Here is a 24,066-nt window from a genome sequence, read left to right on the forward strand (position 1 = left end):
ACCGGTCCTCTCGACTCCCTCCCACCGGACACCCGATGTCGTTCCCCCCGCCCGCCAAACCGATCCGTGCCATCGCTTTCGACATGGATGGCGTGCTCGCTAGCAGCGAGGACGTCTACCTACGGGTCGGGACCGAGACCCTCCGCCGCCGCGGCAAGCCGTTCGAGGACGCCCTCCGGCACCAGATGATGGGGCTGCCGACCATGGTCGCTCTGCAGCGGATGATCGACTGGCACCGCCTCGACGACTCGGTCGAGATCATCGCCGCCGAGACCGAACAGACGTTCTGGGAGCTCGCCGGCGCCGACCTGGCGCCGATGCCGGGCGTCGCGGCGATGTTCGACCGCCTCGACGCGGCCGGCATCCCGCGCGGCGTCGTCACCAGCGGCGCGCGGACTTACGCCGAGCGGATCCTGACTGCCGTGGGCGTCCGCGACCGGCTGCGATTCGTCATCACGGCCGACGACGTGCGGATCGGCAAGCCCGACCCCGAGCCCTACCTGATGGCGGCCACCGAGCACGGCGTCGACCCGGCCGAGATGATCGTCTTCGAGGACAGCGCCAACGGCTGCCGCGCCGGCGTAGCGGCGGGCGCCTATGTGGTCGCGGTGCCGAGCCCCCACACGCACGACCACGACTTCACCGGGGCGGCGTTCGTCGCCGATACGCTGGCGGACCCGCGGATCGCGGCGGTGCTGGGGTTGGTCTGACTTGGTTGGTTACGGTTCGCTCCGAGTGGGACCTGAGCCGTGGGCGCAAGCCCTCGGAGCGCAGCATCAAGCGGCCCCCCAAGCCGTTTCCGCTCAACCCCTACAACCGCCCCAGCCGATACCCACTGGCACAGGGCGCACGCCGTGCGCCGCCAGTGCCGCTAGCGGAGCTTAGGGTCATGCGGAAGCCGTCGATCGTTGCCTTGATGCTCGCCACGGCCGCCGGTGCGGCGCAGATGGGCTGCCGCGCCTGCCAGAACCCGTACGACTACAGCTCGCCGGTCGCTGGCGCCGCCTGCGGCGGCTGCCACGAATGCCGCGCCGGATCGTACGCCGCCGCCAAGGTGGGCGGTCATTCGGCCGTCGCCGAGGCCCCGACGAACAAGACGATGCGCTGAGCGATGGCGCACTGATTGTCGAGGCGCTGAGTGACGGCTACTCGTCATCCTGCGGACGACGGTGCTGGGTGTTGAACACCGCCGGGTCAAACTCGTCCCGCGGCCTCACCGGCGTCAGCTTGACGCCCCGCTGAATCGTCGTCGGCTTGTCCGCCTCGGCCGCGACAATCGCTTCCCAGTCGGGCTCCGACTCGGCGGTCACTGGCGGCTCAGCCGCGACGGACGCCTTCTCGGCGACCGGCGGCGCTTGGTCCGCTGCGGCTTCCTGCTCCGGTGGCCGGTTGTAGGCGACGATCGCGCCGACCCAGAACGACAACCGCTCGAGCATCTCATCACGCCGCGGCCCCGCCAGCGGAGCCACCCCGGCGTGCGGTCCGGCTGCGGCGACGAGCAGCGGGCTTTTGTCCACCGCATTGAGGTCGATCAGGTCGAGCGTCGCGTGCAGATTCCGCTCGGTCGAACGGGCGTCGCCGTAGCCGCGGAGGGGCGCCACGTCGAGCGCAAACCCCGGCTCCGGATGAACGCCATGACAGCCAGCGGTCGCGCAGCTGTTGAGCAGCACCGGCTGGATCCGTCTTGTGAACTGTTCGAGGGCCCCTTCGGGGAGGATCGGGCGAGCCGGGTTGTTGACCGAATGGTTAGAAGCGATTCCGGGGTGTTCGGCCATTCCTTCCACCAAAACCGGCTTCGTTTCCGGCGCCGGCGGCGCCGCCGGCCGCAGCGCCTCGTCGAGACGTCGCTCCAACAAGTCGAGCCGACCGCTGCGGGGCACGAGCTGGCGGGCGTCGAGCAGCTCGCGGGCGGCCTGCGGGAGGAGCCGGTTCTGCAGCGCCCAGTCGGCCAATTCGAGGTGATCCGTTGCATCCAGCCCATCCCGCGCCGCCTGCCCCCGCTTCCACTCGTAGGCGCCGACCGTCGAATCCGCGACGTAGGCGACTTCGGCGCCACGGAGCCGGAGGAAGCTCCCTTCGCCCTGGATGGCGACCCCTTCGGGCGACCGCTCGACGGCCCCCTCCAAGAGGGACCCGTTGTGGAGCAGCACGACCTCGCCCGCCGCCGCTCCGGCAAGGAGCAGGGCAAACCCTGTAGCGACAGCGGATCGGGGCCAATGAGACACGCGCGGACGCTACGCCCTCGCTGGCGGCGGTGTCAATGCCGATGGGGGCGTCACCCCCTGATCCGGGACGCCGCGTTCCGGCGGTTTTGCCCCACGGCGGAACTCGGCCCTGGCGACCCGCGTCGGCCCGTATTATCCTTTTGGCTCCGGGCGTAACCCTTACGCCTACCGAGGCTTACAACGAACCAACCACGACGGGCGAGGCCAGCGTGGCGCAACGTCGGACGGTCCTCTTTAGCGGCGAAGTGCAGGGCGTCGGCTTCCGGGCGACGACGTGTCGCTTCGTGGCCGGGCGACCGCTCACGGGCTACGTCCGCAACCTCCCCGACGGCCGCGTCGAACTCGTCGCCGAGGGCGAAGCCAACCCGATCAACCAATTGCTAGACGACTTACAAACTCACTTTGGTGCGATGATCGATGAGGTCGCTAGCACGACCAGCCCCGCATCGGACGAGTTTGTCGGCTTCGGCATCCGCCGCTAGCTGCCTCCTATCAACGACGACGTCCCAAGAGCCCACGAACCAAGAGCCCACGAATTAAGCGAATCCTCTCGAATCATGACTGAAGGCTCTACGGCGAGGCCTGTCCTCTGGCCAAGCTGATTCGAGAAGATTCGTTCGATTCGTGGGCACGGAACTACCAACGAAGCGCATTACGCCATGCTTAAGCTCTGGTTGACTCCCCTCTGGCTGCTCGCCCTCGGCGTGACGCTTGGTCTGGCGATCCTCGCCCTGCTCTTCGGCCTGCTCTGGGTCTTAAATCGCAAGGCGGCCGAGGGCGTCTGGGCGGCGGTCAGCGAGAGCGTGCTGATGCCAATCCTCTGGTTGGGCGTCGGCATGGTCGCGTTGTTCGCGTTCGCCTATCCCCAGATGCCTACCGACCAGGTGATCGAGTCGCTCTGGCGGCTCCCCTCGATGGGGACGCAAACCGTCACCCAGACGATTGAGCCGCGCAGCGAGGACGTCGAGGTCCCGTTCGCGATGATCGCCGAAGAGGTCGTCGCCTACCGCATCGAGAGCGACCAAGACCTCCGTGTCGCCGCCGCGCCGGAGCTCGCCTACAGCCGTCCCGCCGCCGTCGTCCAGGGGGGCGAGCCCTACGAGTGGAACACGAAGAGCAAGCTCCCCCGCGGCCTCACGGGCGAGGTCGACGCGGTCTACCTCACCAACGACGGCGACGCCCCGGCCAACGTCACGCTGTCGTTCACCAGCGAGGCCCGCACGCCCGAGGTGAAGCAGATCCCGATCACCGCGTTGTCGGTCGTCGGCATCGTGCTGGCCTACCTGGCGGTCCGCTTGGTGGCGCCGCGGGCCTCGACGATCTCGGCGGCGACCGCCAAGGAAGCGATCTCGCAGCCGCTGTTCCTCTTGTTCGCCATCGGCGGCGCCATCGCGCTCGTCTGCTACATCTACATCCCCTACAACACGTTCGGCGAGGACGTGAAGATGCTGAAGGACTCGGGGCTGTCGACCATCATGGTCCTCTCGATCCTCTTCGCCGTCTGGACGGCGAGCGTCTCGGTCGCCGACGAGATCGAGGGCAAGACCGCCCTGACGCTGCTCTCCAAGCCGATCAGCCGCCGCGACTTCATCCTCGGCAAGTACCTCGGCATCCTCTGGTCGGCGCTGCTGCTGTTCGTGATCCTCGGCGTCATCCTGATGGGGTGCGTCTCGTACAAGGTGGTCTACGACGCCCGTGAGACGTCGAACCCGACGCCCGACTGGCAGCTCTGCAACGCCGAGATGGTCTCGACCGCGCCCGGCTTGGTGCTGGCGTTCCTCGAGACCGGCATGCTGGCCGCGATCAGCGTGGCGATCAGCACCCGTCTGCCGATGCTCCCCAACCTGCTGATCTGCGGCGCCGTCTACGTGCTGGGGCACCTGACGCCGCTGATTGTGCAGTCGGGCGTCGGCCAGAACGAGTTCGTGAAGTTCTTCGGGCGACTGCTCTCGGTGGTGCTGCCGATGCTCGACCACCTCAACATCCAAGCCGCCATCGCCGGCGGCAACGCGGTGCCGTTCGCGTACCTCGGCTGGGTGACACTCTACGCGCTGGTGTATATCACCGTGGCGATGCTGGTGGCGCTGCTGTTGTTTGAGGACCGCGACTTGGCATGAGCCAGTGGGCGTAATCGGCACTTGACCTGATCGGCACCGGCGCGGTCTTGCCCCAACGGGGCAACTGACAATAGCCCAGGGCAACGCCCTGGGTTGCAGGTACACGACCTATTCCGACTAGCCCTGAAAGGGCGGCGGAATGGGTGACGCCGCGTCGATTTTCCATCACCCCTACAGGGCTTGTTGGATTACCGTGGGGATCGGATACCCAGGGCGTTGCCCTGGGCTACTTTCCGGCGCCCCTTTGGGGCTAGGGCGTCCCTGCCTGGAAAGCTCGATCAAGTGTCGCAATCGCTCGCCAACGTGATTTTGCATGTCGTATTCTCGACAAAGCAACGTCAGCCCTTCATCGATGGCGAGATCGAAAGTGAACTGCATGCCTACCTGGGTGGCGTCGCCAAGAGTCTTGGATGCATTCCGTATGCGATTGGCGGTGTCGAAGACCACGTTCACCTCGCTTGCTCACTGCCACGCACCGTAACGATCGCCGATCTGGTTCAAGACCTCAAACAAGGCTCTTCGAAATGGATCAAGACGCGCGGCGCCGCCTACGCGTCATTCGCATGGCAGAACGGCTACGGCGCCTTTTCGGTGGGACACTCCCAACTACCGGACCTGTGCCTCTACATCTCGAATCAACACGAACGTCATCGGCGTGCGTCATTCGAAGACGAGCTACGCACGATTCTTCACCGCTATGAGATTGCCTACGACGAGCGATACGTCTGGGACTAGCTTGCTTGAGCGACTCTCAATACCTCCCCTTCAGGGCTGACGCCTCTTGTAGAACAACTCTTCGCCCCAGGGCGTTGCCCTGGGCTATTTTTCGACGCCCCGTTGGGGCTCAACCAAGGGCCGACCTTCGGCGAGCCGACCGATAAACGGTCGCCCCCGCCAGGGCTGTTCCCCGTCTCGGACGCCCCGGCTCGCGCCGACGCGTCGCCCGCCGCGGCCTACAACCGGACCCCTATTTTGCCCGTCCGGGTGAATGCCGGGCCCCGATCCGCTGCACACGGAAGCGAAATCGGTTAGAATCGGCGGGGTAGACCGAGGCGGCCCACGATTTGGCGCCCTCTCGCCTCGCTATCCCCTCGCGCACGGCTGTGGAGCCGGGTTTTTTATCGGATGGCCTTGGGGCTCCCGCCCTCGGGTCGTTGCTGACGGTTTAGGGACGCGGCCCTCCCCCCAAACGGGCCCCCCTCGACCGTCTCCTTCCAGGCTTGCTGTCCCATGAGGGGACCCGCGGCCGCTCTAACCACAACTTATATGGCACGCCAGCAAAACACCTTTGAAAAGCTCCGTCGTGAGATGGAGAAGAAGCGCAAAGCCAACGAGAAGATGGCGAAGAAGCGTGCAAAGAAGGACGACGGCAGCCCCGACGAGCCCGAGACGTCCGAGCCCGCCGCGCGTCGCAAGTCGGTCCGTCAGATGACCGATGCGGAGATCCTCCGCGCCGCCCGCAACGCGTAGCGGCCCGCCGCGTCCCTCCCTGCCGTCTCTCTCCGCCCCCCTCCTGGAGTCCTGTCATGCTGAACCCTTCCGAAGTCAAAGCCCTCGGACAGTTCCGCGACTACCTGATGACGCCGCGGCAAATGCTGTGTTTCTCGGGCCCGAGCCTCGAGACCAACCGCAAGGCGCTCGAGTCGCTCGCCGACAAGGACTTCCTGGCCCGCGAGCGCCCCAATGGCGCCTACTCGCTCACGAGCCTCGGCTACTCGGCCATGAAAGCCTGTCGTTAAAGCGGTCAGGCAACCGTTAGCCGGGGGTGGACGCTCCTAGCGCGTCGTCAAAGCTGAAGTCAGGTGAGCCGATTGGGCGCTAGCCCCGGTTGAATCACCAAGACTGGTTGAATCGCCATGACCCGTGGCTAGCGCCAAAACGGCTCCTGGCGCCAACCCCCATTCTCTAGCTTTGACAAGGCGCTACGGCGTTCCCCACAGGGGCCAGCGCCGCCCGCCGTGCAACTCAAGCCGCGCGACGCCGACGCCATAGGTCGCCGCGAGCGACTCGGCCGTCACCACGTCGGCGGTAGCTCCCGCCGAGACGATGCGGCCCGCGCCGATCAGCAAGGCGTGCTCGAACTGGGGCAACACCTCTTCGACGTGGTGCGTGATCATCGCCACGGCCGGGGTCGAGGGCTCCTCCATGAGGGCCCCAAGCCACGCCAAGAAGCGCTCGCGCGCCGCGGGGTCCATCCCGGCGCAAGGCTCGTCGAGCACCAGCAGCAGCGGCTCGGTCATCCGCGCCCGGGCGACGAGCACCTGCTGACGCTCGCCCTGAGAGAGGACCCGCAGCGGCTTCTCGGCCAGCGCGCCGGCGCCCATGGCTTCGAGCAGTTGGGCCGCGTCGGCAAAGTCCCCGCCGGTGACGTGGCGTTCGCCCATCGCCCGGAGGCCCATTTGGCCGAAGCGTCCCGAGACGACGAACGACAGGGCCGACTCCTCCGGCGGCGCGTGCTGGAGGACCTCGCCCGAGACCCAGCCGAGCCGCCCTCGTAGCTTCACGAGGTCGATCAGCTCTTCGCCAAGACGCCGCACGACGCCGCTCGTGTGCCAACGATAACCGCACGCCACGCGCATCAGCGAGGTCTTGCCCGAGCCGTTGGGGCCGAGGATCGCCCAGTGCTCACCCGGCGCCATGCGCCAATCGACGTCCTGTAAGATGTCGGTCTTCTGCTGACGGAAGCCGACGCCCTGCATCTCGATGAGTAGTGGGTCGGGCTGCATCGTGGGGGTGGGTGAGGTCGAGCAAGGGCTAGCGGTAAGGCATGATGGCCGGTCGATTGGACACCGGGGAAGGGGCTAGGGGTTCGCTCCGTCGACTGATCCTTATCGACGAGGGCACTGGCCTTATCGACAAGGGCGTCGTCGGCTCGCCTTCGTCCGAGGGCTGACACAGAAAACTTCCGCAATCCGAAATCCGCACTCTGCAATCACATGACCAACCGAGAGATCGCCGCCGCTCTGGAAGAGGTCGCCGACCTCCTCGAGTTCCAGGGCGCCAACCCGTTCCGCGTCCGCGCCTATCGCAATGGCGCCCGTAAAGTGGCCGACGCGTCGCAATCGCTCGTGGGCGTTGTCGAGTCGTCCGGCGCCGTGGCGCTGACGGAGATCGACGGCGTCGGTAAGGACCTGGCCGAGAAGATCGCCGAGTTGGCGACCGAGGGCTCGCTGGCGATGTTCGACGAGCTGCGCGAGCAGGTCCCGCCCGGCGTACTCGCGCTGATGCGGGTGCCGGGCCTCGGCCCGAAGAAGGCGGCCGCCGTCCACAAGGAATTGGGCGTCGGGTCGCTCGATCAGCTGCGGGCCGCCTGCGAGGCGGGCGAGGTGCAGCAGCTCAAGGGGTTCGGCAAGAAAACCGAAGAGACGATCCTTGCCGGGATCGACCTCGCGGCGAAGGCGGGCGAGCGGATCCGCTGGGCCGACGCCGACGCCGTCGTGCAGCGGCTGCTCGAGCACATGGACGGGCTCGGAGCGATCAAGCGGCGCGACCCGGCCGGCAGCTACCGCCGCGGCAAAGAGACCGTCGGCGACCTCGATCTGCTCGTCGATGTGGGCGAGTCGATGGACCCCACGGCGGTCGCCGCTGTGATGGACCGCTTTGGCGAGTTCGAGGGAGTCGCCGAGGTGATCGCCCGGGGCGACACCAAGATGTCGCTGCGGATGGACAGCGGCCTGCAGATCGACCTGCGCTGCGTGCCGAGCGAGTCGTACGGCGCCGCCCTGCAGTATTTTACCGGTTCGAAAGAGCACAACGTCGAGGTCCGCGGCCGGGCGAAGGCGCGGGGTCTGAAAGTTAACGAGTGGGGCGTTTTTAAGGCCGACGGCGAAGAGCGGGTCGCCGGCGAAAGCGAAGAGCAGGTCTACGTCGCACTGGGATTGCCGCTGTTTCCGCCGGAGTTGCGAGAGAACCGCCAGGAGTTCGCCGCCGCTGAGGCGGGCAAGCTGCCCCGATTGATTGAGCTAGGCGACCTGCGTGGCGACCTGCACATGCACACCTCGGCGACCGACGGACGGGCGACGGTGCGCGAAATGGTCGCCGCCGCCCGGGAGCGCGGGCTGGAGTACATCGCCATCACCGACCACTCGAAGCGGGTGACGATGGCCCACGGCCTCGACGCGGACCGCTTGCGCGCTCAGTGGCGAGAGATCGACGTCGTGAACGAGGAGCTCACCTCCGAGGGCGTCGATTTCCGCGTCCTCAAGGGGATCGAGTGCGACATCCTCGAAGCGGGCCCGATGGACCTGCCGGACGACGTGCTCGCCGAGGCGGACTGGGTCATCGCCAGCTTGCACTACGGCCAGAACCAGCCGCGGGCGAAGATCATGGACCGCTTGCTTGGCGCGGTCGCCCACCCGAGCGTCTCGATCATCGCCCACCCCACCGGCCGGCTGATCGGCAAACGCGCCCCCTACGACGTCGAGATGGACGAACTGATCGCCGCCTGCGCCGAGCACGGCAAGTGTCTTGAACTGAACGCCAATCCCGCGCGGCTCGACCTCGACGATGTCCACTGCGCGGCGGCCAAAGCGGCCGGCGTGCCGATCGTCATCTCCAGCGACGCCCACAGCCCCGAGGGCCTCGACGTGCTGCGCTACGGCGTGCTGCAAGCGCGGCGGGCCGGGCTGACGGCCGACGACGTGGCGAACACATCGGCCATCAAGGCGCTACTTTCCCGCGTCGGCGGCTAGACGTCCTACGAAGCCCGGCGGCGGATGACAACGCCCGCCATCGCCAAGGCGACCAGGCACGTTGCGGTCGGTTCGGGGATCGATGCGAGACGCCCCGTCACCAAGATGCTGTCGAAACCGATCGACGTCGGCGCGGCTTCGAAGTTGTTGCGTACGGTGAGCGTCAGCTGGAGCGACGTCCCTTCGGAGACGATCTGCTCGACCACGGTCGTTCCCCAGTCGGCGCCGACCGTGTTGCCGTTGAGCGTGTGCGACGCCGAGCCCATGCCCATCCAGTCGGCGACGAGCGAAATGGGCGCCATATCGACACGGTAGCGGAGGTCGAAATAGTCGGCGGCGGCGATGTCGCCGGTCTGGAAAGCCGCGACCGAGACGGTGATGTCGGTGTAGCCGGAGATGTCGATCGACGGCGTGAAGAAGACGCCCTTGCCCTCGATGTCGGTGGCGACAAACGCCTCGCCGCCATCGACGGCGAAGTCGGCCGTGGCCGAGACTTCACTCGTGTTGAGCGTCCAATCGACGCCGGCGAGGTCGGTGACGCCGGCCTGGAATCCCTTGCCCGCTTGGCCCGTGAAGGTCTCGGAGTAGAGGACGACGGGGGCGGCGGAGGCCGGCGACGCGGCCACGGACGCGGCGACCAACGGCGCTGCGAGGGTCAGAAGCAGCGCAAGGCGCGACAGCGGCGGCACAATCATGGAGACAATCTCATAGGGGGCGATCAAGGCGGAAGCCCCCTCAGAATCGGAACCGGCGCCGCGACGGTCAAGCGATTTCCCAGCGATTCACCGGGTAAAATGCCGCGGAGGCCCGTATCAGGACACGGGCGACCCCTCCCGCGACGGGTCCCGGAATTCCGTCCCGCGAGGGCGACCCGCAATGGCGCCACGTGATCAAGCCCTGCCGGTCACGCAGCGTGGCGGTACTGGTGGGCGATCCCTGGCTGGGAGGCGATCGCTCGCAGCACCCGTTCGGCGATCGCGACCGCGTCGCGACCGGCGGCGCCGTTGACGCGAGGTGACGTCCCGGTCTGGATCGCCCGGGCGAAGTCGAGAAGCTCGAGCTCGATGGCGTTGACCGCCGGGGCGGCGTGCTCGGCCTTGACGAGGACTTCCTCGAACATCTTGCCGGCGAACAGCTCCGCCTTGCGCTCGGCCGAGAGGGCGTCGCCGTTGAACTCGCCGCGGAGCACCGCGTCGGTCGGCGCTACCGTGGTCGCTTTACCCGTGGCGAAATCGACCGCGGTAAAGCCGCGATCGGTGATCACCTGCATCGTGCGGCGGAGCTCGTAGCTGACGCGCGACGCCGTCAGGTCGGCGACACAGCCGTTGGCGAACGTCAACCGGGCGTTGACCATGTCCTCGTGGCCCCCCAACACCGACAGGCCGGTCGCCCAGACATCGACGACTTCCGATTCGGCGAGGCTCAGCACCAGGTCGATGTCGTGGATCATCAGGTCGAGCACGGCGCCGATGTCGGTCGAGCGGAACGTGTAGCCGCTAGTCCGCTCGCTGCGGATAAACCGCGGGTTCTTCAGGGAGTCGCCCGCGGCGACGAGCGCCGGGCTGAATCGCTCGACGTGGCCGACCTGCAGCGTGACGCCGGCCTTGTCGGCCGTCTGCACTAACCGAGCGGCGGCGTCGGCGGTAGGGGTGATTGGTTTCTCGACCAGCACGTGCTTGCCGGCGGCGAGCAGGCGGTCGACGACCGCGTAGTGGGTCGCGGTCGGGGTGGCGACAACGGCCGCTTCGATCCGGTCAAACACCTCGGCGATATTAGCCACCGGCTCGGCGCCGGTCTTCGACGCCAGGGCGTTCCGTGAACTCTCCCACGGGTCGGCGATCGCTACGAGATCGAACTCGGGGAGCTTGGCGGCCAGATTGGCGTGGTAGCCGCCGAGCTTGCCGGCGCCGATAACTGCGATCTGGATTGGCTCCACGTCGCTGCTCCTCATTGTCAATTGTGGGAGGGGCCTCCAGACATTTATGTGGGAGACGCCACCCCAACGATGGGTTTACACTCTGAAACTAAGCGGCGACGCGAGCCACGTCGCGGCTGCGGCCGTGACGGCCGGACGACTGTTGTCCGATGAAGTCGAGCATCTCGCGCACCGCCGGGGTGTCGCGTCCCGCGGTGGCGAGCACCTCGCCCGCCGCTTGGAGGCCGATCTTCGAGCGGTACATCAGGCGATGCGCTTCGGCGAGGTTGTCGATTTCGGTCGCGTCGAAGCCTTTGCGGCGCAGCGCGACGATGTTGATGCAACGCGCCTTGGCGGGACTGCCCTCGTAGAGCATGTAGGGGGCGACATCGTGCAGGACGCGGCTCAGCCCGCCGACGAAGGCGTAGCGTCCGATCGTCGTGCAGTGGTGCACGACGACGCCACCCGACAGGGCCGCGTGGTCGTGGACATGGACGTGACCGCCAAGAAGCGTCGCGTTCGCCACGACGATGTTGTCGCCCAGCGTGCAGTCGTGGGCGACATGCGACGCCGCCATCAGGAAGTTGTCGGAACCGATACGGGTGACGCCTTCTTCCTTGGTGGTGCCGCGATTGATCGTGACGCTCTCACGGATCGTGTTGCGGTCGCCGATCTCGACGCGGGTCTCGCCGCCCGTGTAGCTGATGTCTTGAGGCTCGCCGCCGATCACGGCCTGCGGGTAGATGACGTTGTCGCGGCCGATCGAGACCGAGCCGAGCAGCGTGACCGAGCTGAGCAATTTGGTGCCTGCCCCGATCCGGGCCCCGGCGCCGACGACACAGAGCGGTCCAACCTCAACGCCCTCGTCCAGCTCGGCGCGGGGATCGATCCACGCGGTGGCGGCGATTTTTGTAGGCATGACAGGGTTCTTCGACGTGAAGGGGGGGTGGCGGGGGGCCGTGTAGAGGCGAGGGCGGCTCAGGCCGACCGGCGATACTGCAAGCGGTCGGGGTGGCTGGTGACCAGCGCTTCGACAAGGTCGCCGTTGAGCCGGTGGCCGCTGCAGAAAGCGACGATGTGCCCGATGATCGGCCGGCCGGCCAGTGCGAGGTCGCCAACCACGTCGAGGATCTTGTGCCGGACGCACTCGTCGGCGTAGCGCAGATCGTTGTCGATCGGCAAACGCTCGGCGTCGGTGGTCGCCTGGTCGCGGAAGATCAACAGGTCGTTCGTCGAGACATGCGAGCCGAGCCCCTGGGCGCGGAGCGCGGCGGCTTCGGACTCAAGGATAAACGTCCGGGCGGGGGCGATCTCGAAGCGGAAGGTCTCTTCGTCGACCTCGACGACTTGCCATTGGCGGCCGATGGCCGACTGGGGGCCGTAGTCGAGGCGGTACTCGATCGTCAGGCCGGGACCCATCGGCGGGCGGGCCTCGATCCAAGAGTCGCGGTCACCGCAACGGACCGGGCGATGCACCACGAGCGGATCGGCGATCGCCTTCTGTTCATAGATGCCAGCGGCGTCGATCGCCGCGACAAACGGGGCGGCCGAACCGTCGCAGCCGGGCATCTCGGCGGCGTCGACGCCGATCTCGCAGTTGTCGATCGAGAGGCCCGCCAGCGTGGCGACCACGTGTTCGATCATCGCCACCTCGGCGCCGCCGGCGCCACGCAACACGGTGCGGCGGGCGGCGGGTTGGCGGAGCGAGACCGCCACCGGAATCCGGGGGTCGGCGAGCTCGCCGACAAGATCGTCGCGGACGAACGTCACCCCCGAACCGGCGGGAGCGGGGCGAAACTCGACCCGGACTTCACGTCCGGTCCAATAGCCACGACCGACCACAAGGGCGGGACGGGCGAGCGTGCGTTGAAGACGCGGCGGCGACATAGCCGTGACACTCCCTGGCGGGGGGTGGTCCGTGGCGGACCGAAGACGGCTCTGCGGCGCGGCTGCGTCCCGAGAGGACACGGCCCGGCGAGCCGGAATAAAACAAGAAACCGCGGCGGGCCTCATCAGCCCGCCGCGGCCGTTCGCTTGCTATCACTGAGGCCGCGAGCCACCCGGCGCCTGAGCGGTCGCCGTGCGGTTCAGGTAGGCCAGCACGTCCGGCGTGATGTCGATCGAGTTCTGGAAGTGAACCGCCTTGTTGATCGACCGCAGGATGCTCTCGCGGTTGTTCTGGTCGGCTTCTTCGCCGTTAAACCGCAAGACGATGCCGATGCCCTGGTGCTCGGCGTAGAGCTGGATCGCCTTGGTCACTTCGACGTAGGTGTCGTAGTAGATCTTGGCTTCTCGCTCGACCAGGCCCTTCCGCTTCTGCGTGACGTCGACCTGGAGGGCGGCGTTCATGCGGACGATCTGCTCGTCGAGCTGTTTGAACTCGGGCGAGCCGGGCGTGTAGTTGTTCTTCTGCTCGGTCGCCTTAACGATCTGCTGCTGCTTTCCCTTGACTTCGGCTTCGACGCCTTGGAAGTCGTTCTTCATGCCATCCATCGAGGCGATGAAGTTCTGGTGGTTCTTGAAGATGTAGTTGATGTCGACAACGGCGACACCGTACTTCTTCGCGTTGGCGCCAGCGGGGTTCTGGGCCGAGGCGGCGGCACCGAAAAAGGCTACCGCCAACAGTGCCGCCGCAGCGGCCTTAACCTGAGTCTTCACGTCAGCACTCCTTGCCGAGATGGTTTTCGTGGTCGTCCGTGACCGTGGCGAGACGGCGGCGCGGGGTTCGCGGGATGCGCCGGTAGGTCTCGTTTGAACGCGGCGGCATTCTGCCGATATGCGGCGACGCCGTAAAGAGCGTTCTGAGGAAACTCGACGAATCGACGAAAGGGCTTGTTTTGCCGTGCCATAGCGAGCAGAAGACGCCCCGCTCCGAGGTCGAGGCGAGACGCCTATCGCGTCTTTCCAGTGGCGGCGTCTGCTTTTTTCAGACCTGTTGGCTTCTCACCCAAGCCCATCGGTCACGAGGACGTCCGCGAAAGACGCCGATCGCGTCTGATTCCTTAAGATCATCCGATGGAAAGGCGGATAAAGGAGAAGCCCGGCTCCTAGCTCCGAGTCGCGAAGCGCCGGCTGGAATTGGCGGCTGACTTGTCACTGTCGGCTGGGTGGTCATTGTTGGCTGGCTGGCTTTGACGAGTCGCCGCGGGATCGCTAGGGTTCGCCGCCCTCCCCCTCTGGACCTCGCCCAGGAATTTCGCCGTGCAGGCCGCCAACTCGAAATCACCGCGTGTGCTGGTCCTCGACCCCTCGGTGGAGGCGCGGCTGGTCCTCTGCGAATTGCTGAGCCGCACCGGCGTGGCGACCGCCGGGGCGGAAAGCGTCGGTGACGCGCTCGTCAAGCTGAAACAGTCGCCGGTAAAGGTCCTGGTGGTCGATGCCGACGCCTTTGACCCGGCTGAACTGGCCCCGATCGTCGAAGCCGCCGCCCGCAGGGGCGCCGCAACCGTCGTCGCCGGAACCAACCGCCCGGCGGGAGAGTTCGGCTTCGTGCGGAAACCCTACCACTATCGCGAGTTGGTCCATAAGATTTGGACGGCTCTCGAAGCAACGGAAAACCCGGGCAGGGCGGCCGCCTAACCCCACCAGCACGTCGTTGGCGGGTCAGCGGACGCGGGTGGTTGTGGGGCGGGGCCAATCGGGGCTTCCGCCCGCCAACTTGTCGTTCCGTCCCCCAGACGCCGCGTATTGCCGCGCGGCGACCCACCGTGCCGTCGCTTTTCGTCATCCAAGGCCGCGACCAGGGCCTACGATTCCCGCTCAACGAGCCGCTTATCGGCGTCGGACGGGTGGGCGGCAACGCTATCCAGCTGAACGACACCGAGGTCTCACGCAAGCATGCCGTCTTCGAGCAGACCGGTGAGGAGTTCGTCCTCCGCGACCTGAACAGCTCCAACGGGACCTTCGTCAACGGCCAACGGATCCGCGACAAGCGACTCTTGTCCGGCGATCAGGTCCAGATGGGCCGCACGCTGCTGCTCTACACCGGCGCCGCCGAGTCGGTCGCCGACGCCCAGGGCGACGTCAACATCGTCGGCTCCAGCGGCTACGACGACGGCTCGCGGATCCTGCACTCGATCAGCCAGTCCGAGGGGAGCGACCTGCTCGCCACCCCCGCCGACCAGACGCAGAGCCCTTGGCTCGCTCGGGCGCGGAGCAATCTGCAACTGATGTACCGAACGTCGCTGGCGGTAAGCCACACACTCGACATCGATCAGCTGCTCGCACGGATCATGGACATGATCCTCGAGTGGGTCGACGCCGACCGCGGCTGCATCATGCTCAAGGACGAGATTACCGGCCGTCTGACGCCGCGGGTCCGCCGGCTCCGCCGCGGGATCGCCCCCGCATCGTCCAACGGATCGGAGCCGGAGAGCGACGGGCCAAAGATCTCCATCAGCCAGACGATCCTCGATTACGTAATCGGCCGCGGCGAGGGCGTCCTCACCAGCAACGCCGGGGACGACAGCCGCTGGGACCCCGCCGGCAGCATCATGATGATGGGCGTCCGCGAGGCGATCTGCGTCCCCATGCAGGGGCGTTACGGCCTTGTCGGCGTGATCTACATCGACACGTCGATCACGCCCAAGCAGATGCTCGAGCGGCAGAGCGCCAACAAGTTTGGCGAAGAGCACCTGAAGTTGATGGTCGCGATCGCCCACCAAGCCGCCCTCGCCGTCGAGGACACCTCGCACTACCGGGCCATGGTGCAGGCCGAACGGCTGGCGGCCGTTGGCCAGACGATCGCCACGCTGTCGCACCACATCAAAAACATCCTCCAGGGAGTCCGCGGCGGCAGCTACCTGATCGAGCTCGGACTTGGCGACCACGGCAAGTCGCTCGCCGACGGCTCGATCGACATCGAGACCGCCGCCAAGGCGGTCGACACCATCCAGAAGGGGTGGGGCATCGTCGAGAAGAACCAGGAGCGGATTTCGTCGCTGGTGATGGACATGCTCACCTACAGCAAGGAGCGGAAGCCCGACCCCGAGCCGGCCGACCTCAACGAGATCGTCGGCGACGTTGTCGAGCTGATGCAGGCCCGTGCCGACGAGTTCGGCGTCGAGGTCAATTGGTCGCCCGCCGACGGCATGCCCTCGGTGATGATCGACCCCGAGGCGGTCCACCGGGCGATTCTCAACGTCGTCACGAACGCCATCGACGCCTGCGAGGGGCACGAACCGGCGTGTGTCACCGTCGGCACGAGCGTCGATGAGCGGGGCGAGATCGCCACCGTCTCGGTCCGCGACACCGGCGCCGGGATCGAGCCCGACCGCATGCAGACGATCTTCCGGGCGTTCGAGTCGAGCAAGGGCTCGAAGGGCACCGGCCTGGGTCTCGCCGTCACGATGAAGATCGCCGAGGAACATGGCGGCTCGATCGACGTCGAGAGCCAAGTCGGCCAGGGGAGCACCTTCCGCATCCGCCTGCCGGTCGAGGGGCCCTCTTCGGAAGGGGACGCTGCCGACGAGCCCGACGCCTCCGACCTCCGCCCCGTCACGCCGTGAGCACCCGTCACGCCGTGAGCGACACGCTCGACGAATCGGCACTGCGCGACAGTCCTTTCTGCCAGACCGTCGAAATCCACGCGGAACTGGGCTCGACCAATGACCGCGCGCGAGAGCTGATTGCAACCGAGGCGACGCTCCCGGCGTTAATCGTCGCCGATCGCCAGACAGCGGGCCGCGGCCGCGGCGCCAACCGCTGGTGGGCCAGCGACGGCGCCCTGACGTTCAGCATCGCCCTCGACGCCGCCGCACGGGGGCTCACCACCGCGCAGCACGGCCTGCTCTCGCTGGCGACAGCCGTCGCCATCGTCGAGGCGGTCCGGACGACGACCGGCCGCGCCGCTGGTGTGAAATGGCCTAACGACGTGCTGCTAGCGGGCCGCAAGCTCGCCGGCGTGCTGATCGAGTCGCCACGCCCCGGTCGGCTGGTGATCGGCGTCGGCGTCAACGTCGCCAATCGCTTCGACGGCGCACCGGACGACGTCCGCGCGCGGGCGACTTCGCTCGCGGGCAGTGGGACGACGCGGCAAGCGGTGCTGGCGGCTTTCCTGTCGGCATTCGACGCCCGGCTGACGCAACTCGCCGCCGGCGACCCGCAGCTAATCGACGCGGCGCGGGCCGCCTGCGTGCTGAAGGGAGAAATCGTCACCCTGCGGGATGGCGAGCGCGAAACCACCGGCGCGTGCCGCGGCCTCGCCGAAGACGGTGCGCTGCTGATTGAAAGCGACGCCAAAGTGGCGAGCTACTACGCGGGCGTCATCGCTCGCAGCGGCGAGCGATAGCCACAGCGAGCCGGGAAACGTCAGTTCCCGGAGGGCGCCGGGTATCCGCTTCACTCCGGGAACTGACGTTTCCCGGCTCTCTGCCGCTTGCGTCTTCAGGCTCCCTGCGGCTTGCAATGCCGGGGGGCTACGACGGTTCGATCCACCCCGATGGCTTGCCGACGAACGGGTTGTTCCGCTTTTCTTCGCCGACGGTCGTCGTCGGGCCGTGGCCCGGGTAGACGATCGCTGCGTCCGGCAGCGTGAACAGCTGCGAGTGGATCGACTCGCGGAGGGTCTCGAAATCGCCGTCCGGAAAGTCGGTCCGTCCGACCGAGCCCCGGAACAGCACGTCGCCCGCCACGGCGTGGACGGCGCCGTCGGGCGTTTCTAAGAGAAACGACACGTGCCCTGCCGAGTGACCCGGAGTGTCCACCACGCGCCACCTCATTCCGGCCGCTTCGTAGACATCGCCGCCGACGACCGTCTGGTCCGCCTCGGGGCTGAGAACCTCGAAGCCAAACCCGGCCGAGAGATTCCCCACCGGGTCGGTCAGCTTGGACGCGTCCCCCCGGCCGATCAGTAGCGGGGCTTCGGGCCAGCGCTTTTTGAGGGCATGGTTACCGGCGATGTGGTCGGAGTGGCCGTGGGTGCAAAGAATCGCCGCCGGCGTCAGGCCTTGTTCGTCCAGCAATTTCTCGATGGCCCCGGGCTGCAGACCGGGATCGAAGACGATGCAGTCGGACCGGTCAGCGAGGTGGAAAACGTAGGTATTCTCGTCAAAAGGGGCCGAGATCACCTTGGCGATCTCGACCTTCGCGACGGGCGAACCACTAGCACGGGGGGTGTCGGAATGGGAGTCGGGCACGGGGATCTCTCTTTCGACGCTTGCGGGGCGTCGTTAGTATCGGGCGAGAGAAAGGGCCCCTACGGATGGGGAAGCCCTCCGCCTCTGCCCGCAGGGAGCATCGGTTCTGGCAAGCAGGCGACCGCGTCGACTGCCGCCGGCGTCGCCCGTACTGTATCGGAGCGACCGATACCCGACGACCGACCCCGCCCGAAGTCACCGCTCCACAGCCGACGCCGCCCGCCCCCTATCCCCGACTCGGTCCGCCCCCCAGCGGGACCGCCCCGACACCAGCCGCCTACCCGCGGCCAGGAGACCCGCAAGATGCCCGCCACTCTCACTGCCTCCGCGCTCCGCACCGCTCTCGGACGGACTTTCCTCATCGTCGCGGTCGCCGGCCCCTTTGTGGTGTTGGGCGCTCTCGGGGCCAACGCCCAACAACTGACCCGGCCAATCTACCGCGTCGCCGACGCCACCCAGCCGTCTGCCCCCCAGCCGCCTACCGCCCAACCGATGGCGGCAACGCAGCCGGAGGGCGACGTCCCGGTGATGCGCGACGACGCGGTCCAGCCCGCTTCGGCCGAGCTCGAAGGCATCCCGTTTGACCTGCAGCAACGCCCCGGCGAGCACCCGCTGATGCCGTGCCTCCGCCTGGCGAAAGAGGCCCTCGCCGACATGGACCGGCAAGTGCAGGACTACTCGGCCACGTTCACGAAGGTCGAACGCCTCAACGGCACGCTGAACGATCCGCAGAAGTTGACCCTCCGGGTGCGGCAGCAGCCGTTCAGCGTCTACATGAAGTTCATCACGCCCAACCCCGGGCAAGAGGCGCTGTACGTCTCCAACCAAAATGACGGCAAGCTCGTCGCGATGGGATCGGGTTGGAAGCGTCGTTTCGGCAAGATCAACCTCGACCCGGACGGTAACATGGCGATGGCCGGACAGCGTTACCCGATCACCAAGGCCGGCATCCGCAACCTGACTTCCGAGCTCATCGAAATCGCCGAGCAAGACGTCAAGTACGCCGAGTGTGAAGTTCAGTACGGCGTGGCCACGATCGACAACCGCCCGGTCACGATGATCCGGGCGATCCACCCGGTGCCGCGCAAGAACTTCCGCTTCCACCGCGCCGAGATCTTCATCGACAACGAGATGCGTCTGCCGGTCGCCTACCAGGCGTTCAGCTGGCCCACCGTCGAAGGGGGCGAGCCGATCCTGGAAGAGAAGTACATCTACACCGACCTGAAGCTGAACAACGGCTTCACCGACGCCGACTTCTCGACCGAGAACCCGGGGATGTTCCAGTAGAAGGCCGGGCATGTTCCAGTAGAAAGCAAGAGAGGAGGTTAGGCGGGTAGGACGGTCGGACGAGACGCCGACTACTTGTCGCGTAGGGATCGGACGAGGCCACGTAAAACTCGGGAGCTCTCGTTGCTCTTCGCGCTGAGGACGTCGGCAGCCGTGCCGCTGAAGTAACCGAGCCGAACCGCGACCGAGATCTGGTACTCCAACTCCTTGGCGGACGCGAAAGCGATCCCTAAGAAGCGGAGATAGTCCCCCTCGGACTCGCGTGCGCACCCTTCAACGATATTAGAGGCGGCCGACACGGCAGCTCGACGCATTTGCGAAGTGAGCCCGAAGCGTTCGTCGACTGGCATCGCTTTGGTGTGCCGATACAGCTCGATCACCAGAGCATCGGCAATCTGGAAACGCCTTGAGCTTTCGGTGATCCCGCATCATTCAAAGTGCGCCCTCTCTCGAGCCTATCGTCCTACCAGCCTACCAGTCTAATTCATCGCTTCGCCCCGCGTTTCGGCCGCCCCGTGTGCGGGCCGTGCTTGCGTCCCGACTTTGCTTCCAAATAGCGCGGGTTGTCGGCTTGGCCGGTCATCTCGTAGAGGAACCGGCTCGGGATCGTGTCGCGGGGCTTGCCCCATTTGCGGCGGGTTAAGGCGAGCGACAACGTCAGCCTGTCGCGCGCGCGAGTCACGCCGACGTACGCCAGCCGGCGTTCTTCGGCGATCGCGACCTCGCCGCCATCGATCGAGCGCTTGTGCGGGAGGATCCCCTCCTCCATGCCGACGAGATAGACGTACGGAAACTCCAGCCCCTTCGCCGCGTGCAGCGTCATCAGGGCGACGGCGTCTTGGTTGAGCTGCTTCTCTTTGTCGCCGTCGTCGCGGTCGCCGGTGGCGATGTTGTCGAGGAAACGCTCGAGCGACGCCTTGCTGCTGCGTTCGGCGTACGAGTCGGCGGCGCTGACGAGCTCGCCGACCGCCGCGACCCGCGCTTCGCGTTCCTGCGGGTCGGGGTAGAGGCGCGTCAGCTCGCTCAAGTACTGGCTCTCGTCGATAATGCGTTTGACCGTCCCGGCAAGCGGCTCGAGGCCCACGGCGGCGCGCCAGTTCTTTACCGAGTCGCGCAAGTCGCTGAGCCCCCGGCGGGCCGGGTCGCTCATGCCGGGCCAGTTCGCGGGGTCGTCGACGACGCGCCAGAGCGGGACGCCCTTATCAACCGCGCGCTCGACGAGCGCCTTGCGGGCCGCGTCGCCCAGGCCACGTGGCGGGGTGTTGAAGATCCGCAGCAGCGACGGCTCGTCGTCGGGGTTCGCCACGAGCTTTAGGTAGGCCAGCACATCGCGCACTTCTCGGCGGTCGTAGTAACTCATGCCGCCGATCAGCACGTAGGGGACCTGCGCGGCGCGGAGTTCGGCCTCGAACGCCCGCGGCTGTTCGTTGGTGCGGAACAGGATGGCGCAGTCCGACGCCCGGATGGGTTTGCCGCCCGCTCGCAGGAAGCGTTCGCGGTCCTCGCCCTGGAGACGCCAGCCCCCCGCTTGGAGCCGCCCTTTGAGATCGGCGACGACCTTCTTGGCCTCGTCGGTTTCGTCCTTGAACTGGAGGATGCGGGGCTTGTCGCCCCCCTCCCCTTCGACGGGCCGTTGAGGGATCAACCGCTTCTCGTGCCGCTGCGTGTTGAACGCGATCAGCGTATTGGCGAAGTGGATGATCGGGCTCTGGCTGCGGTAATTCTCTTCGAGGCGGACCACCTTGGCGTCGGGCCAGTCCTTCTTGAACGACAGGATGTGCGTCACCTCGGCGCCACGCCAGGCGTAAATCGACTGGTCGTCGTCGCCCACCACGCACAGGTTGCGGTGTCCCATCGCGAGGCCGCGGACGATCTCGTACTGGCTGTGGTTGGTGTCTTGGTACTCGTCGACGAGGACGTGATCGAAGCGTCCCGCCTCTTCGCGTCGCACCTCGGGGTGCTGGGTGAAGAGCTTCTCGGTGAGCATCAGCAGGTCGTCGAAGTCGACGACGCCCGACTTTTTGAGGTTGCTCTGGTAGCGCCGGTAAGCCACGGCGGCGAGGTGCTCGAGGTCGCTCTCGGCGTGCGACGCGGCCGTGTCGGGGAGGATCGCCCCCATCTTCCAGCGGCTGATGTACCCCAGCAGGTCGGCGGGCTTCAGCGTGTCGGTTGGCGCCTTGATCTCGCGCAGCGCGCTGCGGGCCTGCGACTCTTGGTCGCCGCGGTCGGCGATCGTGAACCGCGCCGGGTAGCCCAGACGCGGGGCGTGGCGTCGCAGCACCCGGACACAGAGCGAGTGGAACGTGCTGATCTCGGGACGCGGCGCGTCCTTCGGGACCCGTTTGCGGCCCCGGGCGAGGAGCTGCCCGGCCCGCTCTTGCATCTCGCCCGCCGCCTTGCGGGTGAACGTCACCGCGAGAATTCGCTCGGGAGCGACGCCGTGGCGGATCAGCTGGGCGATCCGCACCGTCACGACGCGGGTCTTGCCGGTCCCGGCCCCGGCCAGCACCAAAAGCGGGCCCCGCAGGGTGTGGACCGCGTCGTTTTGGGCGGGATTGAGGCCAGACATCAAGGATTGCGGAGTGGGGTCTCGGATTGCGGATGAATGGGAAGTCCACGGAAAATGCTGGATTCCTCGCTTGCGCGTCAATCCGCCGTCCGCGATCCCCATTCCGCAATCCGTGGGGTGGCCTTACCATACCGGTTTCCCCACCACGCCCCAGCCCTTGCCCACGCGGGCCTTTCTGATATGGACAGCGAACACCGCCACGAACTGGAAGAGAACGCTCTCGCCGGCTGGTTGTCGACCAAGATCGACGAGACCAAGCCCTACCTGCCGGCAATCGCGCTCGGCGTGGTCGTCCTCGTCGCGGGGCTGATCGGCTTCAGCGGTTGGAAGACCGCCAACGCCTCTGCGAAGGCCGACCGCTGGCGTGACTTTACGGTCGCCCTCGAGCAGGGGAATCCGGACCTGGTCGACCTGAAGACCGCCTCGGAGCAAAACCCCGGCACCGCCGTCGCCGATTGGGCCGACGTCACGTGGGCCGACGGGAAGGTCTACCAAGCCTCGCAGATTTATTTCCGCGACCGTTCCGACGCCAACGAGGCGGTCGACGAGGCGGTCGAGGTCTACGAGCGGCTGGTGAAATCGGGCGACCGCGACGTCGCCGAGCGGGCCACCTTCCAGCTCGGCCGCGCCCTTGAGCTCCAAGGCAAGCTCGACGAGGCCGCCAAGCAGTACGCCCGCGTCACCGGCGCCTTCGCTCAAGTCGCCAAGAGCCGCATCGAACAGCTCGAGACCCCTTCGGTGAAGGAAGCCTACGACTGGATCACCGCCACCAAGACGGCGAGCGCCTCGTCGACCGTCGACACCTCCGGGGGCCTCCTCGATAGCCTCGATCCGGACGACCTGCCGCTGCCCGAGGTTAGCGCCGAAGAAGCCGACGCCACGCTCGACAGCCTGCTGCAAGGGGTCGACGAAGAGACCGAAGCCGACATGGCCGACGCCGACATGACGGACGATGCGCCGGCCGACGACGAATCGGCCGCCGACGAGACGGCCGCCGATGAAGCCTCAGTGGATGAGGCGGCGGACGACGAGTCGACCGAAAGCAACGAGTGAGCGAGCCCTTACTGGCGTTGACGGTCGAAGAAGACGACATCGGTCGCCGTCTCGACGTGGTGCTGGCCCAGCGCCTGCCGGAGTTCAGCCGCTCGCTGCTCAAGAAGGCGATCGAGGCGGGCGGCGTCACGGTCGGCGATCGCCGCGAGCGGCCCGCCTACCGGCTCGAGGCGGGCGACGAGGTGCGCGTCACCAGCGTCGAACGCCCGGTCGAAGGCCCCGCGCCCGAGCCGATCGCTCTCGATCTTGTTTACGAGGACGACGACCTCGCCGTCGTCAACAAGCCGGCCGGCATGGTGGTGCATCCGGCGAAGGGGCACTGGGCGGGGACGCTCGCCGCCGCGCTCGCTTACCATTTTGGCGACCGCCTCAGCTCGACCGGCGGCCCGCAGCGACCAGGGATCGTCCACCGCCTCGACCGCGACACGTCGGGCGTCATCCTTGTCGCCAAGCACGACCAGGCCCACGAACGTCTCGCCGCGCAGTTCCAGGACCGCACGACTGAGAAAGAGTACCTGGCGATCGTCCTCGGTGAGCCCGACCGCGACGGCGATGTCATCGACGAGCCGATCGGTCCGCACCCGCACATCCGTGAGAAGATGGCGATCCGCCGCGACCACCCCGACGCCCGCCAAGCGGTGACGACGTTCGAGGTGCTCGAGAGGTTCCGCCGCTGCTCGCTGCTGCTGGCCAAGCCGAAGACGGGACGCACCCACCAGATCCGCGTTCACCTTGCCCACACGGGCCATCCGGTGCTGTGCGACAAGCAGTACGGCGGCCGCAGCCAGATCACCCCGAGCGAACTGGCCGGCGGCGTCGCGAAGCCCGACGAGCCGGCGCTCTTAGAGCGTCACGCCCTGCACGCGCACCGCATCCGCATCAATCATCCGATGACGAACGAGCGGATGACGTTCGAGGCCGCCGCGCCGGCCGATATCGAAGCGGTGCTCAGCTTCTTGCGCGGATAGTCGGCGAGATTCCGTTTGCGAATCCTGTGCGACCCGGTAGCATGCGTTCGCCTAGCCCCAATGGGGGATCATGCCGACGCGGAACTTCCGTGCGACACCCCCTTC

Annotated in this window: 24 protein-coding genes; 14 read left to right on the plus strand and 10 right to left on the minus strand. The window is 67.0% G+C overall.

The window, feature by feature from the left end; genetic code table 11:
* The first annotated feature begins 35 nt into the window (after positions 1–35).
* Positions 36–710 (plus strand): HAD family hydrolase, encoded by a 675-nt coding sequence (locus tag Pla108_RS14640; protein WP_197526577.1) that lies wholly within the window; start codon positions 36–38, stop codon positions 708–710.
* A gap of 179 nt (positions 711–889) precedes the next feature.
* A complete protein-coding gene (locus Pla108_RS14645) occupies positions 890–1,108 on the plus strand; it encodes a hypothetical protein (protein ID WP_146445719.1) in 219 nt (72 codons plus the stop codon).
* 37 nt (positions 1,109–1,145) lie between these two features.
* Here the strand turns inward: Pla108_RS14645 and Pla108_RS14650 are convergent, their stop codons facing one another.
* The gene (locus Pla108_RS14650) at positions 1,146–2,225 is read right to left on the minus strand and encodes a hypothetical protein (protein ID WP_146445720.1); all 1,080 of its coding nucleotides are present in this window, start codon (positions 2,223–2,225) and stop codon (positions 1,146–1,148) included.
* Positions 2,226–2,434: 209 nt separating this feature from the next.
* On the opposite strand from Pla108_RS14650, the gene Pla108_RS21025 reads away from it, so the two are divergent.
* The 5 genes from Pla108_RS21025 to Pla108_RS14675 all read left to right on the plus strand — a co-directional run bounded on the left by Pla108_RS21025 (position 2,435) and on the right by Pla108_RS14675 (position 6,081).
* Positions 2,435–2,707, plus strand: a complete 273-nt coding sequence (locus Pla108_RS21025) for an acylphosphatase (RefSeq protein ID WP_197526578.1) — start codon at positions 2,435–2,437, stop codon at positions 2,705–2,707.
* A gap of 177 nt (positions 2,708–2,884) precedes the next feature.
* Entirely contained in the window at positions 2,885–4,342 is a 1,458-nt protein-coding gene (locus Pla108_RS14660) for an ABC transporter permease (RefSeq protein ID WP_146445721.1), read from the plus strand.
* A 282-nt stretch (positions 4,343–4,624) separates the two neighbouring features.
* Positions 4,625–5,077, plus strand: a complete 453-nt coding sequence (gene tnpA / locus Pla108_RS14665) for an IS200/IS605 family transposase (protein ID WP_146445722.1) — start codon at positions 4,625–4,627, stop codon at positions 5,075–5,077.
* Between the two features lie 531 nt (positions 5,078–5,608).
* Positions 5,609–5,812 carry a hypothetical protein gene (locus Pla108_RS14670; RefSeq protein ID WP_146445723.1) on the plus strand — a complete coding sequence of 68 codons (204 nt, stop codon included), beginning with the start codon at positions 5,609–5,611 and terminating at the stop codon, positions 5,810–5,812.
* Between the two features lie 56 nt (positions 5,813–5,868).
* Positions 5,869–6,081: a hypothetical protein gene (locus Pla108_RS14675; RefSeq protein WP_146445724.1), complete on the plus strand. Its 213-nt coding sequence runs from the start codon at positions 5,869–5,871 to the stop codon at positions 6,079–6,081.
* A 183-nt stretch (positions 6,082–6,264) separates the two neighbouring features.
* Here Pla108_RS14675 and Pla108_RS14680 read toward each other — a convergent pair whose 3' ends face one another.
* Positions 6,265–7,068, minus strand: a complete 804-nt coding sequence (locus Pla108_RS14680) for an ABC transporter ATP-binding protein (RefSeq protein ID WP_146445725.1) — start codon at positions 7,066–7,068, stop codon at positions 6,265–6,267.
* A 210-nt stretch (positions 7,069–7,278) separates the two neighbouring features.
* On the opposite strand from Pla108_RS14680, the gene polX reads away from it, so the two are divergent.
* The gene (polX, locus tag Pla108_RS14685; protein ID WP_146445726.1) at positions 7,279–9,033 is read left to right on the plus strand and encodes a DNA polymerase/3'-5' exonuclease PolX; all 1,755 of its coding nucleotides are present in this window, start codon (positions 7,279–7,281) and stop codon (positions 9,031–9,033) included.
* Positions 9,034–9,038: 5 nt separating this feature from the next.
* Here polX and Pla108_RS14690 read toward each other — a convergent pair whose 3' ends face one another.
* From Pla108_RS14690 to Pla108_RS14710, 5 genes are all read right to left on the minus strand, one after another.
* Positions 9,039–9,728 (minus strand): PEP-CTERM sorting domain-containing protein, encoded by a 690-nt coding sequence (locus Pla108_RS14690; protein ID WP_197526579.1) that lies wholly within the window; start codon positions 9,726–9,728, stop codon positions 9,039–9,041.
* Between the two features lie 209 nt (positions 9,729–9,937).
* A complete protein-coding gene (locus Pla108_RS14695; RefSeq protein WP_197526580.1) occupies positions 9,938–10,969 on the minus strand; it encodes a Gfo/Idh/MocA family oxidoreductase in 1,032 nt (343 codons plus the stop codon).
* An 88-nt stretch (positions 10,970–11,057) separates the two neighbouring features.
* A complete protein-coding gene (gene lpxA / locus Pla108_RS14700; RefSeq protein WP_146445729.1) occupies positions 11,058–11,867 on the minus strand; it encodes an acyl-ACP--UDP-N-acetylglucosamine O-acyltransferase in 810 nt (269 codons plus the stop codon).
* Between the two features lie 59 nt (positions 11,868–11,926).
* Complete coding sequence (lpxC, locus tag Pla108_RS14705) at positions 11,927–12,835, minus strand: UDP-3-O-acyl-N-acetylglucosamine deacetylase (protein ID WP_146445730.1); 909 nt, start codon at positions 12,833–12,835, stop codon at positions 11,927–11,929.
* Positions 12,836–12,988: 153 nt separating this feature from the next.
* Positions 12,989–13,606: an OmpH family outer membrane protein gene (locus tag Pla108_RS14710; protein WP_197526581.1), complete on the minus strand. Its 618-nt coding sequence runs from the start codon at positions 13,604–13,606 to the stop codon at positions 12,989–12,991.
* Positions 13,607–14,179: 573 nt separating this feature from the next.
* On the opposite strand from Pla108_RS14710, the gene Pla108_RS14715 reads away from it, so the two are divergent.
* From Pla108_RS14715 to Pla108_RS14725, 3 genes are all read left to right on the plus strand, one after another.
* Positions 14,180–14,527, plus strand: coding sequence for a hypothetical protein (locus Pla108_RS14715; RefSeq protein WP_197526582.1), 348 nt, complete (start codon positions 14,180–14,182; stop codon positions 14,525–14,527).
* A 128-nt stretch (positions 14,528–14,655) separates the two neighbouring features.
* Complete coding sequence (locus Pla108_RS14720; protein WP_146445733.1) at positions 14,656–16,455, plus strand: ATP-binding protein; 1,800 nt, start codon at positions 14,656–14,658, stop codon at positions 16,453–16,455.
* The gene (locus tag Pla108_RS14725) at positions 16,452–17,237 is read left to right on the plus strand and encodes a biotin--[acetyl-CoA-carboxylase] ligase (RefSeq protein WP_146445734.1); all 786 of its coding nucleotides are present in this window, start codon (positions 16,452–16,454) and stop codon (positions 17,235–17,237) included. Before Pla108_RS14720 ends, Pla108_RS14725 begins: the two co-directional genes overlap by 4 nt.
* A gap of 127 nt (positions 17,238–17,364) precedes the next feature.
* Here Pla108_RS14725 and Pla108_RS14730 read toward each other — a convergent pair whose 3' ends face one another.
* Positions 17,365–18,084: an MBL fold metallo-hydrolase gene (locus Pla108_RS14730; protein WP_197526583.1), complete on the minus strand. Its 720-nt coding sequence runs from the start codon at positions 18,082–18,084 to the stop codon at positions 17,365–17,367.
* Positions 18,085–18,387: 303 nt separating this feature from the next.
* On the opposite strand from Pla108_RS14730, the gene Pla108_RS14735 reads away from it, so the two are divergent.
* The gene (locus Pla108_RS14735) at positions 18,388–19,371 is read left to right on the plus strand and encodes a DUF1571 domain-containing protein (protein ID WP_197526584.1); all 984 of its coding nucleotides are present in this window, start codon (positions 18,388–18,390) and stop codon (positions 19,369–19,371) included.
* Between the two features lie 71 nt (positions 19,372–19,442).
* On the opposite strand, the gene Pla108_RS14740 is transcribed toward Pla108_RS14735, so the two are convergent.
* Positions 19,443–19,751, minus strand: a complete 309-nt coding sequence (locus Pla108_RS14740; RefSeq protein ID WP_231934519.1) for a four helix bundle protein — start codon at positions 19,749–19,751, stop codon at positions 19,443–19,445.
* A gap of 104 nt (positions 19,752–19,855) precedes the next feature.
* Entirely contained in the window at positions 19,856–21,940 is a 2,085-nt protein-coding gene (locus tag Pla108_RS14745) for an ATP-dependent helicase (RefSeq protein ID WP_146445736.1), read from the minus strand.
* Between the two features lie 180 nt (positions 21,941–22,120).
* On the opposite strand from Pla108_RS14745, the gene Pla108_RS14750 reads away from it, so the two are divergent.
* Positions 22,121–22,993 carry a tetratricopeptide repeat protein gene (locus Pla108_RS14750; protein WP_146445737.1) on the plus strand — a complete coding sequence of 291 codons (873 nt, stop codon included), beginning with the start codon at positions 22,121–22,123 and terminating at the stop codon, positions 22,991–22,993.
* A complete protein-coding gene (locus Pla108_RS14755; RefSeq protein WP_231934520.1) occupies positions 22,990–23,961 on the plus strand; it encodes an RluA family pseudouridine synthase in 972 nt (323 codons plus the stop codon). The genes Pla108_RS14750 and Pla108_RS14755 overlap by 4 nt, the downstream gene beginning before the upstream one ends.
* Positions 23,962–24,066: the final 105 nt, after the last annotated feature.

The organism is Botrimarina colliarenosi (assembly GCF_007859955.1).
Lineage (GTDB): Bacteria > Planctomycetota > Planctomycetia > Pirellulales > Lacipirellulaceae > Botrimarina > Botrimarina colliarenosi.

Bases quoted from the DNA above. Each gene is read 5' to 3' on its own strand.
- Pla108_RS14745 (WP_146445736.1), bottom strand. From the start codon at position 21,940: ATGTCTGGCCTCAATCCCGCCCAAAACGACGCGGTCCACACCCTGCGG.
- lpxC (WP_146445730.1), bottom strand. From the start codon at position 12,835: ATGTCGCCGCCGCGTCTTCAACGCACGCTCGCCCGTCCCGCCCTTGTG.
- Pla108_RS14680 (WP_146445725.1), bottom strand. From the start codon at position 7,068: ATGCAGCCCGACCCACTACTCATCGAGATGCAGGGCGTCGGCTTCCGT.
- Pla108_RS14690 (WP_197526579.1), bottom strand. From the start codon at position 9,728: ATGATTGTGCCGCCGCTGTCGCGCCTTGCGCTGCTTCTGACCCTCGCA.
- Pla108_RS14735 (WP_197526584.1), top strand. From the start codon at position 18,388: ATGCCCGCCACTCTCACTGCCTCCGCGCTCCGCACCGCTCTCGGACGG.
- Pla108_RS14750 (WP_146445737.1), top strand. From the start codon at position 22,121: ATGGACAGCGAACACCGCCACGAACTGGAAGAGAACGCTCTCGCCGGC.
- Pla108_RS14645 (WP_146445719.1), top strand. From the start codon at position 890: ATGCGGAAGCCGTCGATCGTTGCCTTGATGCTCGCCACGGCCGCCGGT.
- Pla108_RS14675 (WP_146445724.1), top strand. From the start codon at position 5,869: ATGCTGAACCCTTCCGAAGTCAAAGCCCTCGGACAGTTCCGCGACTAC.
- lpxA (WP_146445729.1), bottom strand. From the start codon at position 11,867: ATGCCTACAAAAATCGCCGCCACCGCGTGGATCGATCCCCGCGCCGAG.
- Pla108_RS14660 (WP_146445721.1), top strand. From the start codon at position 2,885: ATGCTTAAGCTCTGGTTGACTCCCCTCTGGCTGCTCGCCCTCGGCGTG.
- Pla108_RS14670 (WP_146445723.1), top strand. From the start codon at position 5,609: ATGGCACGCCAGCAAAACACCTTTGAAAAGCTCCGTCGTGAGATGGAG.
- Pla108_RS14640 (WP_197526577.1), top strand. From the start codon at position 36: ATGTCGTTCCCCCCGCCCGCCAAACCGATCCGTGCCATCGCTTTCGAC.
- polX (WP_146445726.1), top strand. From the start codon at position 7,279: ATGACCAACCGAGAGATCGCCGCCGCTCTGGAAGAGGTCGCCGACCTC.